This window comes from Rhodococcus sp. DK176 (assembly GCF_038447315.2).
Lineage (GTDB): Bacteria > Actinomycetota > Actinomycetes > Mycobacteriales > Mycobacteriaceae > Rhodococcus_F > Rhodococcus_F jostii_A.
In genome coordinates, this window is the sequence record NZ_CP118321.2 from 320,299 (window position 1) to 340,755 (window position 20,457).

General features: G+C 66.4%; 21 protein-coding genes and 1 pseudogene. 13 read left to right on the forward strand and 9 right to left on the reverse strand.

The genetic code is table 11. The annotated features are described in order from the left end of the window. Window positions 1-57 precede the first annotated feature (57 nt). The 4 genes from PSR88_RS01350 to PSR88_RS01365 form a co-directional block, all read right to left on the reverse strand. Complete coding sequence (locus tag PSR88_RS01350; protein ID WP_029538484.1) at window positions 58-1,170, reverse strand: CapA family protein; 1,113 nt, start codon at window positions 1,168-1,170, stop codon at window positions 58-60. An 86-nt stretch (window positions 1,171-1,256) separates the two neighbouring features. Continuing rightward, the gene (locus tag PSR88_RS01355) at window positions 1,257-1,649 is read right to left on the reverse strand and encodes a hypothetical protein (protein ID WP_016881142.1); all 393 of its coding nucleotides are present in this window, start codon (window positions 1,647-1,649) and stop codon (window positions 1,257-1,259) included. A gap of 148 nt (window positions 1,650-1,797) precedes the next feature. Continuing rightward, entirely contained in the window at window positions 1,798-4,836 is a 3,039-nt protein-coding gene (locus tag PSR88_RS01360; RefSeq protein ID WP_016881141.1) for a serine/threonine-protein kinase, read from the reverse strand. 347 nt (window positions 4,837-5,183) lie between these two features. Then, window positions 5,184-5,474 (reverse strand): diguanylate cyclase domain-containing protein, encoded by a 291-nt coding sequence (locus PSR88_RS01365; RefSeq protein WP_011593572.1) that lies wholly within the window; start codon window positions 5,472-5,474, stop codon window positions 5,184-5,186. A gap of 317 nt (window positions 5,475-5,791) precedes the next feature. Between PSR88_RS01365 and PSR88_RS01370 the strand changes: the two genes are divergently transcribed. Continuing rightward, window positions 5,792-6,274 carry a hypothetical protein gene (locus tag PSR88_RS01370; protein WP_016881139.1) on the forward strand — a complete coding sequence of 161 codons (483 nt, stop codon included), beginning with the start codon at window positions 5,792-5,794 and terminating at the stop codon, window positions 6,272-6,274. 80 nt (window positions 6,275-6,354) lie between these two features. Further along, a complete protein-coding gene (locus tag PSR88_RS01375; protein ID WP_016881138.1) occupies window positions 6,355-6,567 on the forward strand; it encodes a molybdopterin-binding protein in 213 nt (70 codons plus the stop codon). A gap of 32 nt (window positions 6,568-6,599) precedes the next feature. On the opposite strand, the gene PSR88_RS01380 is transcribed toward PSR88_RS01375, so the two are convergent. Both PSR88_RS01380 and PSR88_RS01385 read right to left on the reverse strand, forming a co-directional pair. Then, window positions 6,600-7,877 (reverse strand): sensor histidine kinase, encoded by a 1,278-nt coding sequence (locus PSR88_RS01380; RefSeq protein WP_016881137.1) that lies wholly within the window; start codon window positions 7,875-7,877, stop codon window positions 6,600-6,602. A gap of 81 nt (window positions 7,878-7,958) precedes the next feature. Then, on the reverse strand, window positions 7,959-9,149 hold the full coding sequence (locus tag PSR88_RS01385; RefSeq protein ID WP_016881136.1) for a hypothetical protein: 1,191 nt from the start codon (window positions 9,147-9,149) through the stop codon (window positions 7,959-7,961). A gap of 244 nt (window positions 9,150-9,393) precedes the next feature. On the opposite strand from PSR88_RS01385, the gene PSR88_RS01390 reads away from it, so the two are divergent. Beyond that, window positions 9,394-10,308: a hypothetical protein gene (locus PSR88_RS01390; RefSeq protein WP_011593577.1), complete on the forward strand. Its 915-nt coding sequence runs from the start codon at window positions 9,394-9,396 to the stop codon at window positions 10,306-10,308. A gap of 120 nt (window positions 10,309-10,428) precedes the next feature. Further along, window positions 10,429-10,692 carry a hypothetical protein gene (locus PSR88_RS01395; protein WP_237723911.1) on the forward strand — a complete coding sequence of 88 codons (264 nt, stop codon included), beginning with the start codon at window positions 10,429-10,431 and terminating at the stop codon, window positions 10,690-10,692. Between the two features lie 39 nt (window positions 10,693-10,731). Here the strand turns inward: PSR88_RS01395 and PSR88_RS01400 are convergent, their stop codons facing one another. Further along, window positions 10,732-11,646, reverse strand: coding sequence for an exodeoxyribonuclease III (locus PSR88_RS01400; protein ID WP_009472852.1), 915 nt, complete (start codon window positions 11,644-11,646; stop codon window positions 10,732-10,734). A 156-nt stretch (window positions 11,647-11,802) separates the two neighbouring features. Between PSR88_RS01400 and PSR88_RS01405 the strand changes: the two genes are divergently transcribed. From PSR88_RS01405 to PSR88_RS01420, 4 genes are all read left to right on the forward strand, one after another. Then, on the forward strand, window positions 11,803-13,377 hold the full coding sequence (locus tag PSR88_RS01405; RefSeq protein WP_029538481.1) for an LVIVD repeat-containing protein: 1,575 nt from the start codon (window positions 11,803-11,805) through the stop codon (window positions 13,375-13,377). Then, window positions 13,367-14,020, forward strand: coding sequence for a DUF305 domain-containing protein (locus tag PSR88_RS01410; protein WP_016881134.1), 654 nt, complete (start codon window positions 13,367-13,369; stop codon window positions 14,018-14,020). The genes PSR88_RS01405 and PSR88_RS01410 overlap by 11 nt, the downstream gene beginning before the upstream one ends. A gap of 277 nt (window positions 14,021-14,297) precedes the next feature. Continuing rightward, a complete protein-coding gene (locus PSR88_RS01415) occupies window positions 14,298-15,056 on the forward strand; it encodes an SDR family oxidoreductase (RefSeq protein WP_016881133.1) in 759 nt (252 codons plus the stop codon). A gap of 75 nt (window positions 15,057-15,131) precedes the next feature. Beyond that, window positions 15,132-15,764 (forward strand): VOC family protein, encoded by a 633-nt coding sequence (locus PSR88_RS01420; protein ID WP_016881132.1) that lies wholly within the window; start codon window positions 15,132-15,134, stop codon window positions 15,762-15,764. A 60-nt stretch (window positions 15,765-15,824) separates the two neighbouring features. Here PSR88_RS01420 and PSR88_RS01425 read toward each other — a convergent pair. Next, window positions 15,825-15,980: pseudogene (locus PSR88_RS01425) on the reverse strand (FAD-dependent oxidoreductase); the annotation flags it as partial. Between the two features lie 197 nt (window positions 15,981-16,177). Between PSR88_RS01425 and PSR88_RS01430 the strand changes: the two are divergent. The 4 genes from PSR88_RS01430 (at window position 16,178) to PSR88_RS01445 (ending at window position 19,112) form a co-directional block, all read left to right on the forward strand. Beyond that, a complete protein-coding gene (locus PSR88_RS01430) occupies window positions 16,178-16,588 on the forward strand; it encodes a hypothetical protein (RefSeq protein ID WP_016881130.1) in 411 nt (136 codons plus the stop codon). Between the two features lie 151 nt (window positions 16,589-16,739). Then, window positions 16,740-17,240: a helicase associated domain-containing protein gene (locus PSR88_RS01435; protein WP_009472859.1), complete on the forward strand. Its 501-nt coding sequence runs from the start codon at window positions 16,740-16,742 to the stop codon at window positions 17,238-17,240. Between the two features lie 139 nt (window positions 17,241-17,379). Beyond that, the gene (locus tag PSR88_RS01440) at window positions 17,380-18,339 is read left to right on the forward strand and encodes a GlxA family transcriptional regulator (RefSeq protein ID WP_016881129.1); all 960 of its coding nucleotides are present in this window, start codon (window positions 17,380-17,382) and stop codon (window positions 18,337-18,339) included. A gap of 134 nt (window positions 18,340-18,473) precedes the next feature. Beyond that, the gene (locus PSR88_RS01445; RefSeq protein ID WP_016881128.1) at window positions 18,474-19,112 is read left to right on the forward strand and encodes an HD domain-containing protein; all 639 of its coding nucleotides are present in this window, start codon (window positions 18,474-18,476) and stop codon (window positions 19,110-19,112) included. 16 nt (window positions 19,113-19,128) lie between these two features. Here PSR88_RS01445 and PSR88_RS01450 read toward each other — a convergent pair whose 3' ends face one another. Next, window positions 19,129-20,142, reverse strand: a complete 1,014-nt coding sequence (locus PSR88_RS01450) for an MmgE/PrpD family protein (protein WP_342338898.1) — start codon at window positions 20,140-20,142, stop codon at window positions 19,129-19,131. Between PSR88_RS01450 and PSR88_RS01455 the strand changes: the two genes are divergently transcribed. Continuing rightward, a complete protein-coding gene (locus tag PSR88_RS01455; protein ID WP_342338955.1) occupies window positions 20,119-20,331 on the forward strand; it encodes a hypothetical protein in 213 nt (70 codons plus the stop codon). The two genes, PSR88_RS01450 and PSR88_RS01455, sit on opposite strands and share 24 nt — an antisense overlap. Window positions 20,332-20,457 lie beyond the last annotated feature (126 nt).

Consider the following 20,457-nt stretch of genomic DNA (forward strand, 5'->3'; position numbering starts at 1 on the left):
GCTCTTCGGCGGCGCCCGATTTCGACTCGGGCGCCGCGGAAGGTACCCCGCCGGTCTTTAGTTCGCGTGGTTCGCGCGGGCGACGAGAACGTCGTCGCCTACATCGATGCGGGTGCCGAAGTCGCGGCTGATCCCGTCGAGAACCCGCCGCAGCCATTCGGTGTCACGTCTCGACGCGCGGTGCAGTTGCATCTGCCGAGACCTCATCGGCACCATTCGTAGCTCGAGCAGTTCGTGCGTGCGCGCGTCGAGCGTCACCAGATAGAGCAGCCGCAGATCGTCGCGGAAGCGTTCGTGTCCCCCGATGCCCTCGTAGTCGTTGATCAGGTCGCCGCAGCCGTACAAGATCGGGTGGCCGCGGTAGATCTCGACCGGCCGCGGGTGGTGAGACGAGTGCCCGAAGACAACATCGACACCACCGTCGACGAGTCGATGCGCGAATTCGACATGCGCGTCCGGCACGTCGTATCCCCAGTTCGAACCCCAGTGCAGAGAGACCGCCACCACGTCCGTGTTCCTCCGTATCAGCCGCGTCCGGTCGAGGACATGGTCTGCCTCGGCGGGCGTGGGTTCCGGAAGGTACGCGACACCCGGCCGACCCCGGCGTGCCGCCCCGTGCGACGAGACCCCACTCGACGGCAGTGCTGCGGCCCAGATCAGCAGCCGACGACCCCGTCCGGTCTCCACGACCACGGGACACCACGCCTGTGCCACGGTGCGCCCCGCTCCGACGGTCCGCACGCCGTTGCGCGCCAGCACGTCGAGGGTCTCCACGAGACCATCGGCACCGAAGTCGAGTAGGTGATTGTTCGCCAGTACGCAGACGTCGATCCGCGCAGCGGTGAGCACCCCCAGGTTCGACGGATGCATTCTGTAGTTGATTCCCTTGGACGCGAATCGAGCACACGTGGTGACGGTCGTTTCGAGATTGACGACGCGGGCCTCGGGCTCCGCAGCGTCGAGGATCGGCAACGCCTCACCCCACGGCCACCCGAACCCGACGGGGCCGGGGATCGGACCATTTCGCTTCTCCGCCAACGCGACGTACTCGCGGGCATCGCGGACGCAACGCTCCCTCAACTCCGGGTCGCCGGGAAAGGGGAGGATCTGGTCGACGCCCCTACCGGTCATCACGTCGCCGGCGAGGAACATCCTGATGGTGTCGGACATCGAAATCCTCAGCGACAGCACGAGTACCGGGACCATACTCGGAGACCGACATCACGGCCCGGAGTATGCACCCGCCGCTCGCACTGTCATCGAGTACGAGCGTCTGCTCGGTCGAGCTGAGAGACCCGTTGCGGGCTCAGCTCGAGGATGACACCGATATCACGCACCGACAGCCCCGATCGGCGCAGATGCGCCACCGCGGCCCGCGAGGCCCGCGCTGCACATTCCTGCGCGTGAGCGGCGGACTCGACCTGCAAGTGGGCCGCTCGGGCCTCCATGAGCGCCGCCGAATCCCCGATCTCGTAGTCGAGGACCACCTCGACGTCCTCGGCCGGCACATCCTCGACCAGATGCACAGCATCCGCCACCATGGCAGAAACCTGATCGAGCCGCCGCGCCTGGGTGAGAGCCGCCTCGACTCCCGGGACCTCCACCACCCACCAGCCGCCACAACGGGTGGCCTTCGCCGTCACCTTCATCACGAACCACTTCCTACCCGGCCCGCATCCTGCGAACCTCGCCCCTCCAACGACAAGTCTAGTCCCCCTCTACTGAGCACAACTACACGGACAGAAGACATTCAGCGTGCGTGACCGGTGGATGATCGACCCGTCGACGCCGGCACTCTCACCAGAAATCCAGTGCCTGTGCAGTCGCGGTGGACTCCGCATGGGTGGGCCGTAACGCACCGCCGATGGCGTAGACGGTGTGACCGACCGTTGCAACCGACATCCCGTGAGCTCCCGTGGGCATGGGCGGTAATGATGACCAGGTTCCCGAGTCGACGTCGTAGGCCTCGACGGTTGACAGCACCTTGGTCGGCTGTTCACCACCGACCGCGACGATGCGGCCGTCGATGAACGCCGCACCGAGCCCACCGCGAGGAGTGGGCATGGCGGGCAACGTCGTCCACGTTGCCGCGGCGGGATCGAACCGTTCGACCGCGGCGGTGTTCTGGTCCGACGCCAGATCCCGCCCACCGATCGCATAGAAGTACGTACCATCCGACACCCCGGCCAGATGCTCCCGTGGAGTCGGAATGTCCGAGACGGTCGTCCACTTCGTTCCGTCGAACACCTCGGTCGTCGCCACCAATGCGCCGTCCGCCTGTCCCCCGGCGACCACGATCTTGTCGCCGACCACGGCCGCGGCCCCCGCCGCCCGCGGCTCGTTCATCGGCGCCAAATCCATCCACTTGCCGTTCCGCAGCGCGAGCACCCGGTCCGACGTGATCCCGGTGAGGTTCGGACCTTCCGGCACCCAGCCTCCGAGGACCACCAACTCGCCCCCGTACTCGACGGCCATCGCGTGATTGAGGGGAACCGGAAGGTCGGGGCCCGCCTTCCAGGTGTCGATGGCGGGGTCGTTCCCCTCGACCTTCGGGGTCGACCCCGCATTGTCGAGTCCGCCGAGCACCCAGATCGTGCCGTCCGCGACGGCCGTCGCCGTCTGCTGACGGGCGATCGGCGCATCCTTCAGCGGACGCCACGCCGGCGCCCACTGGGTCTTGCGTGGCGCGAGCTGGAGGGCCTCGGACACAGCAGTGGATTCGGCGTGTGTCGGTTTGATACCGCCGCCGACGGCATACACCGTGTTGCCGACCGCGCCGACCGCCATCCCGTGCCGCGGTGTGCGCAGAGCCGGCAGTTGCGACCACGTTCCCGCGACCACGTCGTAGGCCTCCACGGTCGACAGCACCCGAGTCGGTTCTTCACCACCGACCGCGACGATGCGGCCGTCGATGAACGCCGCACCGAGCCCGCCGCGAGGAGTGGGCATGGCGGGCAACGTCGTCCACGTTCCCGCGGCAGGATCGAACCGTTCGACCGCGGCGGTGTTCTGGTCCGACGCCAGATCCCGCCCACCGATCGCATAGAAGTACGTACCATCCGACACCCCGGCCAGGTGCTCGCGTGGTGTGGGGACAGGCGCGACGGTCGTCCACTTCGTGCCGTCGAACACCTCGGTCGTCGCCACCAGTTGACCGTTCGCCTGTCCGCCCGCGACCACGATCTTGTCGCCGACCACGGCCGCGGCCCCAGCTGCCCGCGGTGCGTTCAGCGGCGGCAGGTCCACCCACCGGCCGTCGCGCATGGCCATCACCCGATCGGAATCGACAGCGGTCAGGTTCTGACCTTCCGCTTTCCAACCGCCGATCAGCACGGGTTCGTCGTTGTAGGTGACAGCCATCGCATGATTGAGCGGGACCGGAAGGTCGGGGCCGGCCTTCCAGGTGTCGATGGCCGGGTCATAGCCCTCCTGCTGGGCGGAGACGCCGTTCTCGTCCAACCCTCCGAAGACCCAGATCGTCCCGTCCGCGACGGTCGTTGCCGTCTGCTGGCGGGCAACACGGGCATCCTCGACCGGTCGCCACGCCGCGGTCGGGTCGACGGCAGGAGAAGCGCCGGCGTCCTGCACGGTAGGTCGTGCGGTGCCTGGGCCGGTGGTTTCTCGAAGCACGAGGTACCCGCCGCCGGCCAGCACCAGCGCGACGACCAGTGCCAGGACGGTCAGGACCGCGTGCCGACCTGTGCGGGACTCTCCGATGCTGCCCGATTCTCCGGTCGGTGGCCAGGGCGGCGGGCCATTCGGCGGCCAGAACGGCGGTCCCGACGGATGGGAATCCGGCTGGAGCTGCTGGGTCGGTTCGCCCCACGGACGCTGACCGCTGTCCGAACCTTCGTAGCGGATTCGACGGTATCCATCGGCACCGGAATCCGACGGGTGCTCCTCAGTCGTCTGCGCGGCCTCCAGGGGTGCCAGCGCCATCGCGTCCGAACGCAGACCGATGTGTCGCTGAGCGGCTTGGAGTTCGTGTCCGAACTCCTCGGCGGACCCCGGCCGAGCAGCGGGATTCGTCGCCATTGCCCTCTCGATCACGGCGCACACGCCGTCCGGGATGCCCTGGGCGCGCAGGTCCGGCACCGGTTGGCTGCTGATCCTCACGAATTGCGCAACGAGTTCCTCCCCGGTCTTCCGCTCGAACGCCGCCCTCCCCGCGATCAGTGAAAAGATCGTCGCGCCCAGTCCGTAGACGTCGGACCTCGCGGTCGGCGATTCCCCGTTCAGCACCTCCGGCGCGGTGAATGCCAGTGACCCGGTAAACCCGCCGGTGGCCGTTTCGTACCCGCCGGCGATGTGCGCGATGCCGAAATCGGTGAGCTGCGGCTCGCCGTAGGCGGTGAGCAGGATGTTCGCGGGTTTGATGTCGCGATGCAGCGTACCGGTGCGGTGCGCCGTCTCCAGGGCTCCCGCCAGCTTCACCCCGATGCTGATCGCCTCCGGCCAGGGCAGCGGACCTTCCCGGCGTATCTGGACCGCCAGTGAATCGCGGGGGTGATAGTGCATGACGATGTACGGGCGACCGGCGTCGGTCACGCCAACCTGCAGTATGTTGACGATGTTCGGGTGACCGGAGAGCCCACCCATCGCGTACCCCTCCCGCAGGAAGCGTTCGCGGTTCTCGGGGTCCAGGTCCGAGGTCAGCACCTTGATCGCGACGATTCGCCCCAGTGAACGCTGCAGGCAGCGGTACACGACACCGAACCCGCCCCGGCCGACTTCCTCGGCACCTGCGAACCCGGCAGCGTCCAACTCGGCCACGATCCCGTGGCCGACTGCACGGACCGCCGCCGCCTGGGTCGCATCTGGGTCGAAATCGGCCATCGGGCGCCTCAATTCCGTCCGACGTCCACGACGTCGCGGCGACGCCCGCCGAGCCGGGCAGGCTTCGTGCCCATGTGCACACTCGTGTTCATCGCTTTCACCTCTGATGCAGGTCGACCAGACACGCCGATGCGTTCACGAGCAGTCGACGACGCGAATATCTTTCTGTCACAAGGGCGAAGCGGAGTCTTTTCGTCGTAGGTCGACGGGATCCGCCCTGTCCAGAAAGTATTCGACGGGCCGGGATCCGCGTCAAGATGACAATTTCCCCTCCCTAGGGTGCCTATCGGCGGCCGCGACTTCCTGCCACGTCGGCCGCTGTGCACCGATCGGGCTCTGCTGCCGTCCTAGAAGGTGCCGTCGTAGAGCGCGTAGCCGCCCGGCCCCGCAGCTTTCGCCCGATACGTCGCCGAGTCCGCCCGGCGGACGAGTTCTTCGCGGGTGCACTCCGGATCGGACAGTGCGACACCGATACTGGCACTGATCGGCCAGTCGAGAGATTCGGCCCGGTTCAGGTCGGCGAGGCTTCCCGTGATCCGGGCGGCAATTGCCCCCGCCTCCGGTGCACCTGCGACGTCCTCACACACCACCACGAATTCGTCACCGCCGAGGCGGGCAACGGTGTCGCCCGGGCGCACCGCCGACTATGCCTGGCGAGAACGATAAGTGCGTCGTCGCCGGCATGGCCGAGGCGCTCGTTGACGACCTGCACCAACGCGGCTTCGGCCTCGATGCGGCGGATGGCGGCGGCATACCCGGGTTGCGAACCCCTTCCCGGGGCGAACGTCGTCGGCGAGGGCTCGGGTCCCCGATAGGCCAGCACGGCGAGTTCGCCGCCTTCTGACCCGTCCCACACCGCCTGTGACCCCATCCACGATAAGCGGCGTCGACAACACCGCGGCGCTGCGGGCGTGGCACGTTGATTCCGCCTCGATGGAGGTGCACGATCGTGGGCATGCGCAGAGTGCGTTGGCCGGCATTCGCGCCGCCGGCAGCCAGTGGGACCGCAGTGCACGGTCCCACCATTCTCGCGTCCAAAACGCACATCACCCTCGACTTGCTGGGAATCATCGCTTTCTCGTCCGGAATCCATGTCCGGCTCGCGCTGACCGCGACCGGGCGCGCCGCCGAACGTGCGCATCACGAGACACGAACGCTGTCCGATCCGACCGATCCCGACACCCAGTGGTCGTATTTGTCGGTGCTACTGCAGCTGGGTTCCGTGGCGGGCGAAGCCGACCCCTACCTTCCGCGCTCCGGCTCGCCGCTGAAGTGGGGTGGGGTGCCTGCGTACCGCACGGAGCCGAATTATTGGCTCGGAACGTGTACACGCCCGCACGACATCATGATCTCGGCGGGGTGGCCGGAGATCGGTCTCGGTCCGACCTGTGTCACGGCCCTCCTCGAACCCAGCCCGTCCGCTGTCACATCCGATTGATCCGAAAGGTTCGGTCCTCTCCCTTTCCGCAGTGGTTGCGGCTAGCGTCGGAACGACGTGCCCCGACATGGAGGTTCACGATGCGTTTGTCCACGAGGAACCAGCTCGCCGGAACGATCACCGAGGTCACTCTCGGCAGTGTGATGGCCACGGTGAAAGTGAAGCTCGACGGAGGCGAGCAGATCGTCACTGCATCCATCACGAAGGAGGCGGTCGAGGAACTCGGCCTGAAGGCGGGGGTAGGTGCGACGGTGCTCGTGAAATCCACCGAGGTGATGCTCGGCGTCGAGTAGCCCGAATCCCGGCCTCGGCGACCCGCGATCTGCTAGTGCGCCGAGGTGGTGAGGAAATCGGGTGCTGTCACGATCTCGAACGGCATTTCGATGTGCGCAACCGTTCCGGATCGAGGTCCGGGGTGGACGGAGAAGCTGCCTCCCGCCGCGACGACACGGAGTTCGTGCGATGTCAATCCGATATGGCCTCTGCTGAGGCTGCGGTCGATCGCCTCTCGGGAGATGCCGCACCCGTCGTCGGTGACATCGAGGACGGCATGCTCACCCCACCGCGCCAGCTCGACCCGAACGGTACCGGCTTGCGCGTGTTTGACCACGTTGCTGAGCAATTCGCGTGCCGCGCTGAACAGCACATCATCAGCCGACGTGCGAAGGTCGTCGACCCATTCCGAGGTCAGGAGCTGAACCTCGAAACCGCCACGCGCCTGGGCCGAGCGGGTGAGATCGCCGAGGGCGCGAGCGAGACCGACGCGATCGAGCACAGTGGGATGCAGCTCGGAGACGGTCGCCCTGAGCAGGGTTGCGGATTCGGTAAGTGCGTGGGTGATGCGAGCGACCGCCTCGGGGTCGGCACTGCCGGTGAGGTCGTCGAGGTCCATCTTCGCGGCCAGGACGAATTGGAGCGCCCCGTCGTGGAGTTGCTCTGACAACGCACGTCGTTCGCGTTGTTCGAGACCCATCAACTCCGCGAGCAGGGCGGTACGGTCGCGCACCAGATGACCGATCGTCAGCACCCTGGACCGTTGAATTCTGCTGAGCATCACGGCGCCCGCACCGAGGACGGCGAGGGCCATCGTGCTGAGCAGGATGGAGGACCAGGGCTCTTCGTTCGACGCCATCGTCGCCCAGCTCGCGGCCAGGAATATCAGGACCGTCGGCACGACCACGGACGCACAGACCCCCGGGCGCAGCTGCGTGGAGGCCAGCAGCGGGATCACGAACAAACCGTTGCTCAGAATGTCTGCGGTCCAACTCTGTTGTGCCGCAATACCAGTCAACAGAGTGAGGCAACCGAGGACCGCGAGGTCGACGAACAGGGCGAGCCACATCGCGTTCACCGGCCCGGGACCGCCTCGCCGAGTCCACAGCGCGAGCCCGCCGGACCAGAGTGCGTAGCAGATCAGGACCGCGACGCACACGCCCGCGTCGTTCATGGGCGGGACGAACGCCAGCGTCAACGCGATGAAGAGCACCAGAACACCACGAAGTGCGAGCTGGAGATACGCGCCGCGATAGGCGTGCTCGAGGATGATGCGTTCGAGATCTGGGCTGCCGCCGAGATCCGCGGGTAGTACCGATGACTCAGCCATGGGACGGCCTCCTCGGCCGGGCGACTCCGACAGGAAGATGCGAGGACATCAACTGCCGGACCTGCGACAATGCCCAAGATTCTAGCACCGGCGAGTGTATGACCCCTGGCACTCGGCGGTCAGCTCGCGGGCCCTGCGGACCTCGGCGAACTGCGCCTCGAGTTCGCCGTGCAGTCGCTGATTGTCCAGCGCCAGGGTGGTCGCGGCCCGCACGGCCGCCAGCAGCCTCGGCAGGTCGGCGACCGCCCGGTCGTACACCAACGCCCCCACCAGGACGCCGTCACGGATGAGGGCAGTGGCCTCGCGGGGATCGTTCCTCGGTGGCAGAACCTGGGGACGACCCTGCGCGTCCACATACCCGTCGCGGGCGCGGGAGAACGACCACAACGCCAGGTCCGGGTCGCGTAACGCCGCCCGCAGCGCTTCGATGAAGCCGTCACCGAGTGGAGCGGTACCGATCTCGATCATCAGGTTGCGCACCGCGGCTCGGGCGACTCGGTAGCGCCACATCCCGGCCAGCACCGCAAGCGGGATCAGCGCAGTCGACGGATAGCGCAGAAGCAGCGTCCACGCATGCTGCGGGCTGTGCACCCACACGGAGACCAGCGGTGTCCAGGCGGTGGCGGCGGTCCCGAGCAGCGCGGCAATCCACAGTGGCGCCACGGCGGCCCGGTAGGCCGGTGAACCCGACCTCCACCGGGCGACCACCACCCCGATCAGAACGACACCGAGGGCGATCCCGACCGCACCGAAGATCACTTGCAGCGCCGCGAAGACCCTCGGGTCGTCACGCACCAGGAGCAGGTTCAACGACGGCGGATGGGCCGGGCTGACGCGGTGGGTGTCGAGGAATGCAAGCTCGGAGACGACGGCGACCGCGTAATACGCATAACTTCCGCCGACGAACCATCGCTCCCACCGGTGACGCAACCGCCCCCAGGGAAAACTGAACACGAGTTGGATCAGTACCGGGATATACATGTTGGTCAGCGCCGCGCCGGCCGTGAACAGGGCCGGGACCGTCGACAGCCGAAAGCCCTTCACCAGCCACAGCAGCCCGGCGAAAACCAGCAGCCACCCCAGGTTGTCCTGCGGCCGGTGCCACTTGGCGACCAGGCCGGCCGACACGAACACCACTCCGACGATCACGAACAACGCCAATTCCGTCGGACTGAACACGCCCCGGCACAACTGCCAGTCGACGGATGCCACCACCGCGACAGCCAGTGCGGCGGTCACCAAGGCGGTCGCGCTCTGCGCGCGAAGACTCACCGGGTGCCGCCCGCGAGTCCGGACAGTTCGAGGAACACGGGATCGATCCTCGCAGGGATCCGGATTCGGCACCATCACCACAGGGTGGGGTGATGTGACACCTGGGTGGACCTTCTCGACACCTCCGGCCCCTTATCGCCTGCAGTGGTCGACGCGGATCGATCGATGCCACGCGGCACACCGGTATTCGTGGGAACATCTCATCCGATCGATCCGGCAGACTGAGGAGAAAGGGGTGTGGTGCATGACCAGGATTCGACTTCGGCCCGCGGTGGCGCTGGCATCGATCGCCGGTGTCTCGTCCCTGTTTCTCGCGGCCTGCACCCAGGACGCATCGTCGACCGAGGGCACCGAATCGGCCGCGCCGAGTGCCTCCAGCGAGGCACCGCCAACGGAGGCACCGGTCAACGGTGTCGATGCGAAGGAGTACGCCTCCAGCGACGCAGAAGCCGATTCCTACGGCTTCGTCACTCCGTCAGGGAAATGGCTGTGCGCGATCATTCCCACGAAGAATCTGGCCGGATGCGTCTCTCATCCCACAGCGGGGCCATTGGGAGTGCCGGGGACTCCACAGATCGCCTCGCCGGACGGCGGCCCGCTGGCGGAGGCGAACCTCATCGCGGTCGAGGCGGGGAAGGAGCCGAGCTTCCAGAACTGGAACCAGGCTGTCTTTCCCGGCAACGCCAACGTCCTTCCCTATGACACCACGCTGGCGATCGACGGATTCAGTTGCAATGTGCAGTTCTCCGGCGTCTCCTGCAGGGAGGATGCGACGGACAAGGGATTCACCATCTCCACCAGCGGCTACGCGTTCGAGTTCACCCCGTTACCCGTGAGCCTCCCCAGCGCGAGCCCACCGCAGATCGCGCCCACCCCGGCCCCGCTCCCCCAGCAGGCCCGCGGATCGAATCAGTGTGGCCCCGTTGTCTATCCGGAGACGGGTAAACCTGCGACCGTGGTCATCGTGAAGGGCACACTCCGCTGCGACGAGGCGCACACGATGCTCACGAAGTACTTCGCGGCACCGGACAAGAGCGAACCGGTGTACAGCTTCGACGGGTGGGAATGCCGCCTCGCGGGAGACCCGGAATCCGCGGAGATCGGTTACACGATCAACTGCTCCGACGACAACGGGAACACCGTGGTCGCCCAGCCGTAGACCGATCAACCCACGATTTCAGATCAGTCGCCGCGAGACTCGACGCACGATGTCTACGCTGACGCTATGCACCCACCGAATGACCAGGCAGGTACCTGGGAAGGTTCGTGGCTCGCGGCGATGACGGTGATCAAGAGCGCTCAGCGGGTTTTCACGCCTGAGAACCGCCCTCCCTCCGAGCTGATCCCTCTTGTCGAACCCCTGAGCCGGTTGGGTGATGCGCTCCGGGCAACACCGCCCGACCCCGAAGAATCCCGCCGTCGCGCCGCCGACCTGGTGGCCGATCGAGACCTGATCGAATGGGCATGTCAGCCGGACCAGCCCAGCGAGATCCGAGAGTTCGGGGCGACCTTGGCCTTCCTGTCCATGAAACTGACCACCTGAGTCTCCGGCTGTCCTCGCCGTGCGAGGAGCCCGGGCCGCTCAGAAGTCGTAATCCACGACGACCGGAGCGTGATCGCTCATCCGGCGGTCGGCCACCGGATCCCGATCGGTGCCGGCCGTGACCGCCGCCCGAGCCAGGTCCGGCGTCGCGAGGTGGTAGTCGATGCGCCAGCCGATGTCGTTCACGAACGACTGCCCCAGCCACGACCACCACGAGTACGGGCCGTCGACGCCTGGATGCTGCCGCCGAACGACGTCGACGAGGGTGCGCGGCGACAGGATCGAGTCGAACCACTCGCGCTCCTCCGGCAGAAACCCCTCGGCCTGATTGCTGCGCCGCCAGTTCCGTACGTCGCTACGGGTGTGCGCAATGTTGAGGTCACCCATCAGCAGAAGCTCCCTTCCCCGTGCGCGTGCCGTGCGCCGCGAGCGGGTCAGCTGTCGCGCGAACGCGGAGAGGAAACGCATCTTGCGGTCGTAGCGTGCTCCGCCGTCGGGCGCCTCCCGCATGCGTCCGGGCTTCTGCAGGTGGGCCGGAAGACCGCCCTTCGGCAGGTACATCGATGCCACGGTGATCGGCGCCTCGGCCAGGTCGACCTCGACGTACCGGCCCTGGTTCGCGAACTCTCCCAGACCCCGAGCCAACGGCTCCGGATCCAATTCGACTCTGTCGGTGTGCATTTCACCCGGCGCACGCATCAGCGCTGTACCACTCCACGTCCGAACTGCGACAGGCGCACGCCGGGTCAGAACCGCGACACCGTTGCGGCCCGCGACGTCGCCCTCGTCGTACGTGAGGTGATAGTGGCCGAACACCCCCGGCGGGATGGCCTCGGCACGAGCGCGCACCTCCTGAAGCGCGACCACATCGGGGCCGCGGTCGCCCAGCCAGTCCTCGAAGCCGCGCCGCTGCGCCGCGCGGATCCCGTTGACGTTGAAGGTCGCGATTCGCACGAGTGACAGTGTAGGGATCCGACCGACGCATCGAATCTCGCCATACCTTCCACTCGCCGTCCGCCAGTTCTGCGGAGTTGGCCAATTTGTATGTGAACTCGAGTACGGGTTGCTAGCGTTCCCGTGATTGAGACCACACTGCAGGGGGAGATCTCGATGAGGATCGCGCGGATGCGACCAGGAAGTGCCCGGCGAGGTGTGGCTACCGCGGCCCTCGCGGTATCGGTCGTTCTCGGCGTCGCGACAAGCCCGATGCCTGCCATCGCGTCAGCCGAGACGTTCTTCTTCGACGACGTCGGTTCGACGGCCGTTCCGCGGGCGAACTGCGGTCCTGGTTCGCTGCCGGAGACCGGTATGCAGGGCGACGTTCCGGCCGAGGACCGGAACAACGGCCGTAGCACCCAGGGCTATCGATGCAACATGTCGCTGGTCGGAGGCTTGCAGGATCGCGGTGGCGGCCTGCTGTCCGTGACCTACGACCACTGCTCCTACACCAGCACGTTCTTCCCCGGGAACCTGCTCAACCCCACAACGCCGGGCGTACAGGTGCTCGACGTGTCGAACCCCGCGCAGCCGGCGTTGTCCACGACCCTGAACGAACCGGCGATGCTGGGCGGAACCTGGGAAAGTCTGAAGGTCAACAAGGCACGCAAGTTGCTCGCGGCCACAGCGGTGCCGATCGCTGCCGGCACGGGCTACTTCTCCGTCTACGACATTTCCGACTGCGCCCACCCCCGGTTGCTCAACCGGGGTGCCGGTACCGACGTCACCATGCCGCTGCCGTTCATCTCCCACGAAGGCGGCTTCTCCCCGGACGGCAACACCTACTGGGTGTCCGGCCCCGCACCGGGATTCCTCACCGCCATCGACATCAGAAACCCGGCCGAGCCGCGGATCATCTGGCAGGGATTGCACGGACTCGGCGGACATGGATTCGGCATCACCCCGGACGGGAACCGGATGTACCTGTCGAATCTCGGTGGGATCACCGTCCTCGACATCAGCGCGGTGCAACGAGGCGACCCATATCCCACCGTCCCGCAGATCGCCACCTATCTGTGGACCGACGGCTTCTTCAATCAGCACAGCATCCCGGTCACATATGGGGACAAGCCCTACATCTTCACCGTCGACGAAACCGGCGGCGGTGGGATCAAGGTCTTCGATGTCGCCGACCCGGCGCACGCCGAGATCGTGCAGAAGATCAAGCTCGAGATCCAGCTCCCGGCCAATACCGCCGCGAACCTTCGGTCGTCGCAAGGCGGCTCGGTGTTCTCCTACGATCCGCACTACTGCGTGGTCGACCGCCCAGCCGACCCGACCGCGCTCGCGTGCTCCTGGGAATCGTCCGGGATCCGCGTGTTCGATGTTCGCGATCTGAGCCGCATAAGCGAGATCGCCTACTACAACCCGCCGGCACAGACCGGTAAGAACGTTCAGCTCACCAACTCACCGCACGCACTGTCCTCGCTGATCGGTGTCTCACTCTTCAATTTCGTTCCGCTCGCCCGCGCCGTCTTCGAGGGCAAGACGGATCCGCGGGTCGCGTTCGGCCCGCGCGCCGGAATGGTGGCGTTCGGCGACCTGTCCGCGGACTGGTGCTTCTCGCCTCCGGAGTTCCACGGCAACCAGATCTGGACCTCGTGCAGCGACAATGGTTTCATGGCGTTGCAGCTCGACGACGCCGTTTATCAACCACCGGTGAATCAGGTTTCGACCTATGGGCAGTGACACCACGCCTTCGTCGTTCCGCCGTCCGCTCGTCCTGTTGCTGTGCGCCGTCTTGGTCGGTGCCGCCGGGGTCTCCGCCGGAATGTGGCTGCAGTCTGAGCGCGCCACGAACCCCGGCGGGGTCCAATTGTCATCAGCGGACATCGGTTTCGCACAGGACATGTCGGTGCACCACGAGCAGGCCGTCCTGATCGCCCAGACGCTGCCGCGGGACGTCGATCCGCAGATCCGGGTCATCGCCGACCAGATCGTCGTCTCACAGACCTCCGAGATCGCGGCGATGCGCGGCTGGTTCAACCTCTTCGACGAGCCGTTCACCACCCCGCATCCGATGCAGTGGATCCACGGATCCGATCACGCCATGGGTGACCAGGGCGGCGCGCCCATGCCGGGAGCAGCGAGTATCAGCGAGATCACCCGGCTCGCCGGCCTGCGCGGCTCAGACGCCGAGACACTGTTTCTGCAGCTCATGATTCGGCACCACCAAGGGGGCGTCGACATGGCCGAGGCCGCCACCGACGTGGTTGCATCCGAACCGATCCGCCGCATCGCACGCGGGATGATCCGTGACCAGAGCAATGAAATCGCAGTAATGACTGCCATACTCGACACCCGAAACGCGAGACCGCTCCCTCACCCGTGAGGCGTCGAGGCTCTCGACCTCCCCACACCCGGAAGCCCAACCCACCGCGCGACGACGGTCGTCGCATCCACCCACTCCGCGTCCACCCTTGCCCGGCCGCGACGACTGTAGAAGCATTTCCGTAGACGGACGCCGACCAGCGGCCGCTGTCGCGACGGTGTCCCCTGAGGTCGCGATCAGTCCTGCCGACGGCTGCGGCAGGTCCGAGGAGGAAGCGTGGGAGCTGTGCTCGCAACCATCCCGGCCATCGGCAGCCGACGCTACCGACGGAGAAACTATGACCACCGAAACCACTCCAGTCTCCATCCAGCGCGAACCGGAACTGGCCGGACAAACCGTCGTCGTGATCGGCGGCAGCGCAGGCATCGGGCTCGAAACAGCTCGACGCGCCCGGGCCGAGGGCGCCGAGGTCATCCTCACCGGCCGCAATTCTGACCGGCTCGCCCAAGCAGCGACAGAGGTCGGCACGCGACGCACCGCGGCCTTCGACGCCAACGACACGGCCTCCTTGGCCAAGTTCTTCCACGACCTGCCGACACCGATCGACCATGTGTTGGTCACGGCCGGGGGCCCACGCTACGCGCCCCTGCTCGAGATGGACTCCGATGAGGTGCGCGAACAACTCAGCGGTCACGTGGTGCTGGGGCTCGAGGTCGCGCGCAACGCGGCGAGCAAGATGAGGCCCGGCGGCACGCTGATACTCATGGGCGGAACCGGCGGGCGGCGCATCGGTCACGGACTGGGGATCGCCTCCGCCGCCACCGCGGCACTGCCCCCGTTCACGGCGGCCCTCGCGCTCGAGCTCGCGCCGGTTCGCGTCAACCTCATCGCCGCCGGCTTCGTCGACACCCCACTGTCGGCATCGCTGCTCGGAGATCGACTGGACGAGCGAAGGAACGAATTGCGGACAACGCTTCCGATCGGCCGGGTCGTCGGCCCCGCCGACGTCGCCGCACTGGCCGTCCACATCATGAGCAACACCGCGCTCACCGGCGCGACATACGACATCGACGGTGGGCAGCAGTTCGTCTCGTGATGACCACACGACGAAACGTGGGTGGCTCGACGGACCCACCCCGATCAATTCCCGACACAACCCGAGAGGCAACCCGTGAGCACAAACGAAGTTCAGACCAACGATTCGACCCGCACGCATGTCGCGTCGGTCGACATGAAGCTGGAGGTCGTCGTCATTCCTGTCACGGACGTCGACCGGGCCACCGAGTTCTACACCAGGCTCGGTTGGAGACAAGACGTCACACCGCCGGGCTCCGGCGTCGTCCAGTTCACCCCGCCCGGTGCTGACGCCTCGATCCACTTCGGCGCCGACCTCACCACGGCCGCACCCGGTTCCGCCAAGGGATACCTCATCGTCTCCGACATCGAGGCTGCCCGTGACCAGCTGGTCGCCGCCGACATCGAGGTGACCCTGTTCCACCTCGGCCCGGACGGCCCGGGTGACGGGCTGGACCCGGACCGTCGCAGCTACTTCTCGCTGGCGTCGTTCAGCGACCCCGACGGCAACGCCTGGGTGCTGCAGGAGGTCACCACCAGGCTTCCCGGGCGTATCGACACCGCCGTCACCTCGTTCGGCTCTGCACGCGACCTCGCGGCGGCGCTCCGGCGCGCGGCGGCCGCCCACGGCGGGCACGAAGAGCGCACCGGCGAAGAAGACCCGAACTGGCCCGATTGGTACGCCGAGTACATGGCCGCCGAACAGTCCGGGGCGGAGCTACCCACCTGAGGAGTTGGGGGCGACGGCCGTCGGCACTGTGTCCCGCGCAAGGCAGGGCCATCTCGGAGCTCAGGACGGTTCGGCGAGGATCTCGTCGGCGGCGCGGCGGCCGGAGCGGATTGCGCCGTCCATGTAGCCGTTCCAGATGTCGGAGGTTTCCGCGCCTGCCGAGTCGATGCGCCCGACCGGCGCGGCCAGTGCCGTGCCGTACTGGGTTCCGCCACCGCGTGCGTCACGAACCAGCTACTTGCTCGTTAGCTTCGCCCGAGTCACATCTCGTCGATGCCGCGCGATAACCAGACCGTGAGGGGCGAAACGCGCACACGGATCCCAATCGTGGCAATGATGGCATGCATCGCCCTGGCAGCGGGCTGCCAGTCGACCAGCGAGCACACGGGATCCGTCGAAGGAACAACGATCCCGTGGAGCAGGGTCCCCAGCGCACAGTCGGGCGGAGGTGCCCCGCCCCAACGACCGGATCCTCCCCCACCGACGGACCCGACTTCGGCGGCACTTACGCGCCGCCCTGGCGCGCCGAATACGTCGCCGAGGCAACACAACGCGGCAAGGAGACCGCGACACGAATCAGCGGTCGATCGATCCTGCAGATCTATTTCTTCGACACGGACTCCTCGGCCGAGAGCGGGATCGCTGCGTACAACGGACCGAACCCGTTGCCGGAGCCCGCGGCGCACAGCGTCGTGGAGGTACACCTCACACCGAACTACGAAAGGGGGACCCAGTGGTTCGTCGGCCTCGGTACCGACTACCCGCAGTTCCAGGTCACGACACTCACGGAACCGGCGAGGATCGCCGTCGACATCCACGACTAGTGCCACATCCGGGCACTCGCTTCCCCGACAGAGATTGCATTCCTGGGGCGACACGAGCCTACTTTCGTGACAGATCGTCAAACTCGTTGACATACTTGAAGTGATGACTATCCGGATAACGTTAGACGGCTTTCACAAGGATGCGATCTCGATGCGAGATAACAGGCCCGCAGCCTCAGCCCTGCAGCTCTACCGCGCTTTTCAGCACCAGCACCCCCGAACTCCGGTCCCTGCCGACTACGTCACCGAATGCGGTTTCCGACTGGGACGTTGGCAGGACCGCCAGCGCATTGCCCGCATGCTCGGCACACTGCCGCCCCAGCGCATCGAGCAACTCGACGCGATCGGGTTTCTGTGGAGCGATGACGACGTCCCACTTCCGGCCGTGTCACGTACCGACGCCAAGCGGAGACGGATGCTCACCGCCATCGCCGCCTACCGCGAAGAGCACGGCAACGCACTTGTTCCCGCGAACTATGTCACCGCAGACGGTGAACAGGTGGGCCAGTGGCTCTACCGGGCGGTGAAGAAGTGGAGGGCCGACGCGTTGCCGGACAAAGAGCGTCGCACACTCTCCGTCCTCGGGGTGTCCCCCGGTCCACGACCACGAGGACCCCGGACATCAGCACACCTCGTCGGACAGGTGATGTGAGGCAGACTGCCCGTAGGCCGAATAGTCTTGCTGTACAGATGTTCGAGTATCACCGGCAACACTCGATAGCCCCCCAACGTGTCGGTGGCGGGTCCGCGCCGGCGGTCCATTGAGAACATGATGCGAGGAAGATGAGCTCATGGATGTGCCCCACCGTGTCGGTGTGCTCGTGTTCGACGGCGTGAAGATGCTCGACGTCGCCGGTCCATCCGAGGTCTTCACGGAGGCCAATCGACTCGGCGCCACGTATGAGTTGGTGTTGTGCTCGGTCGGGGCAGTCGACGTGACCGCGTCCACCGGGATGCGGATTTCCGTCGATGTCGATGCCGCAAACACAGGTCGTCTGTCGACCGCGCTGGTGATGGGTGGCGACCTTTTTCCGTCGACGCCGGTGAGCCCGGAACTCGCCGGTGCGGCCACCACGCTGGCCGGCAACGCCGACCGGATGGCCTCGATCTGCACTGGTGCGTTCATCCTGGCGGCGGCCGGGCTCCTCGACGGTCGGCGCGCGACCACCCACTGGCAGCACGCCGATACCCTCGCGCGCGGATATCCCCGGATCACCGTGGAACCCGACGCCATCTTCGTCGAGGACGGCACCATCTTCTCCTCGGCAGGTGTCACCGCCGGCATCGACTTGGCCCTGGCTTTCGTCGAACGCGATCACGGCACCGAACTGGCACGAGCGGTCGCCCAGTCACTCGTGGTGTTCCTGCAGCGACCGGGCGGTCAGTCCCAGTTCTCCCCCAGCCTGCGCGGGCCGCGGCCACGCACCGGACAGCTCCGCGAGGTGGTCGATGCCGTAGCCGCGGATCCCACCGGTGACCACTCCATCACCCGGCTCGCCGCGCGCGCCAACGTCAGTCCTCGGCATCTGACCAGGCTGTTCCAGGACGAGCTGGGGACCACCCCGGCCAAGTACGTTGAGCTGATCCGATTCGACACCGCCAAAGCCATGCTCGATGCAGGACACACCGTGACTTCCACGGCGCAGCACAGCGGATTCGGCAGCCCGGAGACCTTGCGACGCAGTTTCATCCAGCATCTCGGGGTGTCGCCGCGGGCGTATCGGCAGCAATTCCACTCCACCCGTCGCTGAGAGCAGCCGACCGGACATGTCCCGATCTGTGCGGAAGTGGGCCGGAACGGCGGTTTCCGCCGCGCCTGACAATGTCACTGTGAAGTAGATCAGCCGCACCCCCGCGGACCAGAACTTCCGGAAGCGAGAAACGCATGACCGACACCGTCGCAGGCATCGAGATTCCCGACACCGTCGTGGTCAACGAGGCAACGGAACTGGTGCGGGAGGCCGCGAACCCGTTGATCTACCACCACTCCCGGCGTGTGTTCCTGTTCGGCTCACTCCGAGCCCGACATCAGAAACTCGCGTTCGATCCCGAGCTGTTGTACGTCGGGGCCATGTTCCACGACCTCGGCCTCACGGCGAAGTACCGCCGCGCGGATCAGCGATTCGAGATCGACGGCGCCGACGAGGCCCGCACCTTCCTCCGCTCCCACGGAATCGGCGAAGACGATGCAGACACGGTGTGGACGAGCATCGCACTCCACACCACCCCCGAGATTCCACTGCATATGGCACCGGAGATCGCGCTGCTTACCCGCGGCGTCGAACTCGACGTACTCGGTATCGGCTACGACGCGATCACCGACGAGGAACGTGCCGCCGTCATTGCCTCCCACCCACGGCCGGACTTCAAGAACGAGATCCTCGCCGCCTTCACGGACGGACTCGAAGACCGCCCGGACACCACGTTCGGCAACGTGAAGGCCGATGTGCTGGCACACTTCGTTCCCGGCTTCGTCCGGGGTGACTTCGTCGATGTGATCCTGAATTCCGCTTGGTCGGAATGATGTCCGTACCGGTTCTTCAGTTGCCACCGCCCGGCAGATGACGTTGCAACAATGCCGCTGCCGAAACCCAGTCCAGGTTCAGTATCTCGGCCGCCCGTTCATCACCGACACACCCTCGAACTTTGGCTTCGAAATCTGCGACGGATGCAGGCCGGCGCGGATGCCCCACAGGCAGGTCGACCACGGCCTCGAGTTGTGATCCGTCGCGGAGTTCGACGACTACCGTGCAGTCTCCATCGAGCACCCCCTCGCCCACGGGCTCGGCGACCAGACTGACGCGGTCGAGAATGCTCCGCACTTCCGGCCGCTGCACAGCAGGGTCGGTGAAGCTCCCGATATCGGGGAACCCGTCCAGCAGGGCTGCCGCGATGCCGTAGTTCAGCGAGAACTTACCTTCCAGACCCGAACTCGGAAAGTTGTGTATCAACGGCAAAGCCGCGCTGTTCGGAGTGTGCACCCGTATGCGGGCGATGTCGTCGATCGATAACGACCCAAGCGACCGAACCGCCGCGATTGGACGCTGGAGCGCGTAGCAACACGGGTGAAGCTTCAGCCCGAGACCATCCGGAATGATGGGACCTTCGACGTGCGGGGACATCCGCCCGCCGACGAGCCGGAACCATTCACCGACAGCACGAGGGTCGGCAGTCGCGCCGGCAGCGGCGAGTCCGGCCGCACGCACACCAGCCTGGGCAGCGAATCCGACCTGAATCGACTTGCCTGCGGTGCCGAAGGCCTGGCGGACGCCACCTGCGGCGGGGACGGCGTGCGCCATCGCAGTAGCGATACCCTCGGAATCGAGCCCGAACGACAGCCCCGCCGCGACAGCAGCCGAGATGGCACCGACCGTCGCGGTGGTGTGCCACCCCTGTGTGTAGTGGTTCCAACCGAGCGCGGTACCCAGACGTGCCATCACCCCCGCCGCAGCCAGGTACTCCCGCCCACCGCCGCCCGCCGACAACGTGGCGGGAACGCACACCACACTGATGTGGGTCGTGGAGGGTATGTGCAGATCGTCGAAATCGAGCACGTGCCCGACCGCTGCCCAGCGCAGCGCAGCCGGCAGACCATCCGTCCACGCAGCGGCCGGATCATCCAGTGCGGCAAGGGTTACTGCAATGGTGTCGACCAGAGCACGTCGAGCGAGATCGAGATCCCCGGCGCCTGGCTCGATACCGACGGCCCACCCTGCGAGTTCGTGCGCGATGGCATCGGTTGATTCGTGCGGCGCAATCGTCATAGCCCACTCCTTCACCCCACCGGTGCGCCCAGTGCGCCCAGCTCCACAGTTCGCGGCACACCATACCGTTCTTCGGCACAGCGTTCAACGAGTCGCCACCACGTC

Excerpts from the sequence above, each read along its gene's own strand:
- PSR88_RS01350 (WP_029538484.1), bottom strand. The coding sequence starts at position 1,170 with ATGTCCGACACCATCAGGATGTTCCTCGCCGGCGACGTGATGACCGGT.
- PSR88_RS01355 (WP_016881142.1), bottom strand. The coding sequence starts at position 1,649 with ATGAAGGTGACGGCGAAGGCCACCCGTTGTGGCGGCTGGTGGGTGGTG.
- PSR88_RS01360 (WP_016881141.1), bottom strand. The coding sequence starts at position 4,836 with ATGGCCGATTTCGACCCAGATGCGACCCAGGCGGCGGCGGTCCGTGCA.
- PSR88_RS01370 (WP_016881139.1), top strand. The coding sequence starts at position 5,792 with ATGCGCAGAGTGCGTTGGCCGGCATTCGCGCCGCCGGCAGCCAGTGGG.
- PSR88_RS01375 (WP_016881138.1), top strand. The coding sequence starts at position 6,355 with ATGCGTTTGTCCACGAGGAACCAGCTCGCCGGAACGATCACCGAGGTC.
- PSR88_RS01380 (WP_016881137.1), bottom strand. The coding sequence starts at position 7,877 with ATGGCTGAGTCATCGGTACTACCCGCGGATCTCGGCGGCAGCCCAGAT.
- PSR88_RS01390 (WP_011593577.1), top strand. The coding sequence starts at position 9,394 with ATGACCAGGATTCGACTTCGGCCCGCGGTGGCGCTGGCATCGATCGCC.
- PSR88_RS01395 (WP_237723911.1), top strand. The coding sequence starts at position 10,429 with ATGACGGTGATCAAGAGCGCTCAGCGGGTTTTCACGCCTGAGAACCGC.
- PSR88_RS01405 (WP_029538481.1), top strand. The coding sequence starts at position 11,803 with ATGAGGATCGCGCGGATGCGACCAGGAAGTGCCCGGCGAGGTGTGGCT.
- PSR88_RS01410 (WP_016881134.1), top strand. The coding sequence starts at position 13,367 with ATGGGCAGTGACACCACGCCTTCGTCGTTCCGCCGTCCGCTCGTCCTG.
- PSR88_RS01415 (WP_016881133.1), top strand. The coding sequence starts at position 14,298 with ATGACCACCGAAACCACTCCAGTCTCCATCCAGCGCGAACCGGAACTG.
- PSR88_RS01435 (WP_009472859.1), top strand. The coding sequence starts at position 16,740 with ATGCGAGATAACAGGCCCGCAGCCTCAGCCCTGCAGCTCTACCGCGCT.
- PSR88_RS01440 (WP_016881129.1), top strand. The coding sequence starts at position 17,380 with ATGGATGTGCCCCACCGTGTCGGTGTGCTCGTGTTCGACGGCGTGAAG.
- PSR88_RS01445 (WP_016881128.1), top strand. The coding sequence starts at position 18,474 with ATGACCGACACCGTCGCAGGCATCGAGATTCCCGACACCGTCGTGGTC.